6 protein-coding genes are annotated in these 4,850 nt (G+C 56.1%); all 6 read left to right on the plus strand.

Annotated features, from left to right (window positions below; all coding sequences use genetic code 11):
- The first annotated feature begins 300 nt into the window (after nt 1–300).
- The 6 genes from A3A5_RS38400 to A3A5_RS0112375 all read left to right on the plus strand — a co-directional run bounded on the left by A3A5_RS38400 (nt 301) and on the right by A3A5_RS0112375 (nt 4,776).
- A complete protein-coding gene (locus A3A5_RS38400; RefSeq protein ID WP_018310881.1) occupies nt 301–849 on the plus strand; it encodes a DUF2726 domain-containing protein in 549 nt (182 codons plus the stop codon).
- Between the two features lie 42 nt (nt 850–891).
- A complete protein-coding gene (locus A3A5_RS45655; RefSeq protein ID WP_157637211.1) occupies nt 892–1,239 on the plus strand; it encodes a DUF4124 domain-containing protein in 348 nt (115 codons plus the stop codon).
- Between the two features lie 313 nt (nt 1,240–1,552).
- On the plus strand, nt 1,553–2,320 hold the full coding sequence (locus A3A5_RS0112365; RefSeq protein ID WP_157637212.1) for a hypothetical protein: 768 nt from the start codon (nt 1,553–1,555) through the stop codon (nt 2,318–2,320).
- Nucleotides 2,320–2,862: a hypothetical protein gene (locus tag A3A5_RS38405; RefSeq protein ID WP_018310883.1), complete on the plus strand. Its 543-nt coding sequence runs from the start codon at nt 2,320–2,322 to the stop codon at nt 2,860–2,862. The genes A3A5_RS0112365 and A3A5_RS38405 overlap by 1 nt, the downstream gene beginning before the upstream one ends.
- Nucleotides 2,863–2,923: 61 nt before the next feature.
- The gene (locus tag A3A5_RS43265) at nt 2,924–4,099 is read left to right on the plus strand and encodes a hypothetical protein (protein WP_157637213.1); all 1,176 of its coding nucleotides are present in this window, start codon (nt 2,924–2,926) and stop codon (nt 4,097–4,099) included.
- The gene (locus A3A5_RS0112375) at nt 4,096–4,776 is read left to right on the plus strand and encodes a hypothetical protein (protein ID WP_018310884.1); all 681 of its coding nucleotides are present in this window, start codon (nt 4,096–4,098) and stop codon (nt 4,774–4,776) included. Before A3A5_RS43265 ends, A3A5_RS0112375 begins: the two co-directional genes overlap by 4 nt.
- Nucleotides 4,777–4,850 lie beyond the last annotated feature (74 nt).

Consider the following 4,850-nt stretch of genomic DNA (forward strand, 5'->3'; position numbering starts at 1 on the left):
GATGAGCGGTGGCCAATCTGTAATTTCATGACCTCGAAATTACGTCTGTCGCGGCGGCTACTGTATCGTGCTGTGAATTGGGTCGCAACGGTCGGTCTGCAATGGAGATGCAAGACATAGGGTCGTGAGAGAGCAGCGGTTACCGGGCGCTAGTTCTTGGATGGCCGAGTTCGGTCCGGCAAGCGACGAGCTCTGTTCTGCGCGGCCCCCTATGCCCCACGATGGGGGGATGCTGCTAACCTGGCTAGCGCATAGTATCGCGCGATACAACAATAGACGCGGGAGGGTCAAGTGAGAGCGATGCTTGGGCTGGTGGTCCTTGTAGCCATTTCCATCGTTATCCTGTCGGTACTGAAGTCAGCAGGTGCAGGCGGGACTTCCTCCAAGAATTTCCGTTTTGCCCGCAGATCTCCGTTCTTGCGCCAGGACGAGATACACCTCTACGAACGGCTGACGGCCGTGCTGACGGACACGCACGTCTTTCCCCAGGTCGCGATGTCTGCATTTGTACAACACAAGGGAAAATCACAGGCCGCGAGGAATCTGTTCGCTCAAAAGTATGTCGACTACCTCGTTTGTGAGCGCAAAACGATGCGACCGCTCTATGTCATCGAGCTTGATGGCGCCTCGCACTGTAGCGACAAAGCACAAAAGCGCGATAGCCAAAAGAATGATGTTCTTGCATCGGCCGGTATCCCGATCATGCGCTACAAATCCAAGGACGTCGATACCCGGACCATTCTCAGCGACTACATCGGTGTCGTCTCCCCACAGCCCACAGAAGAAGCTAGCACGTCTGGACCCGCAAACGAGCGAAAGATGCAAGTCGTGCGGGCGCCCGTAGTCTGAAGCATGACCATGCGGAGATATCTGACAATCGCGATGCTAGTCATGGCCACGAATGCAGCGGGACAGACCATCTATCAGTGCCGCAGCACCGCGGGACGTGTCACGTTGCAGGACAGCCCGTGCCCGAGCGACGCAAGGACTGAGGTGGAAAGGAAATCCATCGGTCAACGAAACGCAGAGTATCGCTCCGAACCGACTTCCTTCTTCGATCCGACAAGGCAGGCGAGACTCACATCGAGCATCATTTGTCCCTCGCTGCGACAGTCCTATCAGGCCGCGGTTGCCAGCTCTGAGCGGGCACTGCTCACCCAGTATCCGGGGCAGATCCAGCAAGCATCAGAAGCTGTACAACGAGCCGGGGCACAAATATCAAAGTATCGGTGCGAGTGAGCGGATTAACCCACAGCGGGATCGCACCGCGGTTCTACGCGGCCGCTTGCTGCTCGACAGGCGATGGCCGAGGACGACTTATGAGACATCCGCCTGCTTCGAAGTGGGCGGCCGGTTCGGCATGAGAAGCTGACGTCCAAGTCGGGGGCAGACTGAAATTTTCGTTGGGAGGCCCTATGCGATGAGGGGAACGCTTGGCACGGATAAAACGCGCCCCGACAACCATAAAGCCAACCTTTGGTATCCTTGAGCGACACCCGGTGCTGATTTCTTACAGACGGGGCCAAGCCCAACGAGGCGAAGGCGGACAGAGATGGATGACCGAGACGAATATCTGTTTCGAATAGGCGCATACACGCCCGCAACAATTCCAATGGAGCGGCTAGCGAAGTACATCGCTTCGCTTGCCAAGCTATTCGGAAACGATGCCAGCGTTCACCTTGATCATATCGAGGAAGGCAGCACCATGCCTGTGCTAAAGGTTGACGTTGATGCCGTGTCAAGGGTGTCGGCGCGAATTGTCGGTCTGAGCCAAGGTGAAGCCGCAAACGATGCTGTCGCCGGGTACGATGAACTGAACGCACTTCTGCGAGACGACAATGCTACCGGCGAATTGCGTCAGCGTCAGCCTGGTGCGCATTTGAGTGCCGTCGTCCTCAGATTTCCGGGGCGAGACCTTCCGCGTCCACTCACGTTCGGTCCCTTTACCGAGTCCGCGACCTTCGACGGCGAGTTGGTGAGAGTCGGCGGCCGCGATAAGAGCGCGCACGCCACAATCGTCGACCCCGAAGGCCGCTCGTGGCACGGCGAGATCAGCCGTCAGCTTGCGCAAGAACTTGCGCCTTACCTTTACAAAGGCCCGGTTCTCAGACTGAACGGTGACGCGCGTTGGGAACGGCGCGAAGATGGTGCATGGCATCTTGTTTCGCTAAGAGTCAACGAATTCACCGTCCTCGACGACGAAACGCTTCTCGAGGTGACAGATCGTCTGCGCAAGCTGGAAAGCTCCGGTTGGAGCAAACACGACGACATTGACGGCTACATTACCGCCTTGAGAGGCGAAAGCGACGGGCTGCACTAATGGTAGTCTTTGACACTTCTTTTCTCGCACTCGCTTTCGACGGCGAATACGGCGTGCCGATCGATCCGTCAACCGGTGAACCGTTGACGCGATGTGCAGAGCGCATTAACCACTTAATTCTTACCCTGAGCACATCGAAGCGCCGTATTCTCGTTCCTACACCGGTGCTTGCTGAATATCTCGTGGAAGGCGGACAGGATAAGGACAAGCGATTACAGATCTTCGCAGGCTCTCGAGTTTTCTCGATTGCCGCCTTTGATCAACGCGCAGCGATCGAGTGTGCAATGATTGAAGATGGTGATTCGAAGAGAAATAAGAAGCTAACGCCCGGTGAGACGAAAGCAAAGGTAAAGTTTGATCGTCAAGTCATTGCCATTGCTAAGGCCAATCGGGTTCAAGCTATGTACACCGGCGACACGACCCTTGCGAAACATGCAACCGAGAACGGAATCAACGTAGTCCTGACTTGGGAAGTCCCGCTGCCAGCCACTTCGCCTCAGCTCGAGCTTGACTACGAGACCGAAGCGCAACGTAGCAGATAGGCCATCCGAAGTCGCAAACTACTGCCGGCGCCCTGAATCTTGAGCGCTTTACATTTACTCTATGATTTCCTTCCAGCAGGCCGTCAGCCTCCGCGAGATTGAAGCCGCTTACGATGAGGCTGGCCGCGACCCGATTTTGCGGATTCCTCTCGCACTCCGATATGGTGGAGCTGTAGGCGTCCCCTCGGCGCTGGTGCAATACGTCGCGACGTGGTCTCGCCATCAGACGCATCCCGCACTTCGACTTTACGGAAACGTCGACAGCAACCCGATGGAATCATTGGCACAAGAGCCTCACGGACTCGTGTCGACCTATTTCGCCGGTTCAGTCGAAGTGCCGGGACGTGAAGCCCCATTGTCGACTCGGGAAGCACTGTCTTTTGGTGTCGGAAGAATCCAGGCCATGCAGGAGAGTCAGTTCCGTGACACCATGCGTGGCAGAGGGGTGTTCCTCTGTTGCTTTGCGCGAGCGAAGAACGAATATCTCCTTCCGTTTTATAGCCGACCACATCCGAGTGGGTTACGTTCGCGAGGGGACTTCGTCCGGCTCATCTCTAAGATAATCGGTGCATGCGCGCCTGCGGCGGAATGGAGAGTGTCGGAGCAAGACAATACCGCGATCGGAACGTTGATTTACGAGCTCTTCAAGAACACTGACGAGCACGCAACTGTTGACGAGGAAGGGAAACCGTATGCCAGGAACGTACGGGCGCTCATGGCGAAGTTCATTGCCTATGACAGGGACTCCCATCAGGAGCAGGTGGTCTCCGGCGACCCGGCATTCAGCGGATACCTTGCAGAGAACTCTGCCGCTCATGCTGCTGCGGCTCCTGGCGGGGATTCTCCGCTTCAGCGTACGTCGTTTTTAGAGTTGACAGTGCTCGACACCGGGCCGGGTCTGGTCCGTCGATGGATGTCACGATACGGTACGCCACCGACAGGAAAACTTTCCATAGGCGCCGAAGTTGACATCGTTAAACATTGCTTTGCATTACACGCAACAACTAAGGACACGAATGCGAGTGGTGGTGGACTTACATACGTGCTCAAGACACTGAGCGAACTGAATGCATATCTTAGACTCCGTACAGGAAGGATATGCCTCGTTCAAGATTTCTCGAACACACCGGCTGGGTCATTTGAGCCAACTCATTGGCTTGAAAGCCAGAAAGAATTGAGTCACACCGCAGGCGCGTCGTACTCCATCGTTATTCCTTTGACGGCGGTGCAGCGATGAACGGTTTTTTTGCGTTTGATTGGGCACTCGAGAGTAGTTCGCCGGTTCAAAACTTCCATTTCCTATTCAAGCCACCTGGCACCTTTAACGTGGCGAACCTCGCTGATGCCATTGAAGCCGGTTTGCAAGGCATCAACCCGCCCGACGTAGTTGCAATCATCTGCGAGGCAGCGGAGGCCGTTTCGGTCAAGCAGGCGTTCGAAAAGCCGCTGCTCGTACAGGCCGCAAGCCGTACGTCGAACAAGGTTTGTCTTTGCATTTGCTCGTTTAACCACGGCGGAACTGTAACGCTAGTAGACGAGGTTACCAATCCAGTTGCCGGACTTGGCCGGTTGCTCCGCGGCCAGGCGCCTGCCATCCGTAACGCAGGACTAAAGAGATTATTCTCAGCTAAGCACGTCTCAGTTGTTGCGCCGCCGGGTTTCACGTTCGTCAAACCGTCTCAGAAGCGCTCGACGCATTTCTTGCGTGCCGAGGAGGCGCTTACCGAAGTCGAGGGAGTTCAGTTCCTCGCCTTTTCCCTACTCGAGAAGCTGCGCAATCGTTCGCTGAAAGTTGGAGCGCAGCTTGATGTGATTTTCGTCGACACGATGGGAATTGCCGCCGTGGCCTATGCGCTGCGAGAGATGTACTGCGCGCTCTACGAGGTCCCCAAGCCCCCAATCCACCCAAGATAAGGACATCAGCAAGCCTTATAGGCGGCATGTCGATGAGGTTTCTGGCGAGGCGGACGTGGTTTAGCGCGATCCGG

The organism is Cupriavidus sp. UYPR2.512 (assembly GCF_000379565.1).
Lineage (GTDB): Bacteria > Pseudomonadota > Gammaproteobacteria > Burkholderiales > Burkholderiaceae > Cupriavidus.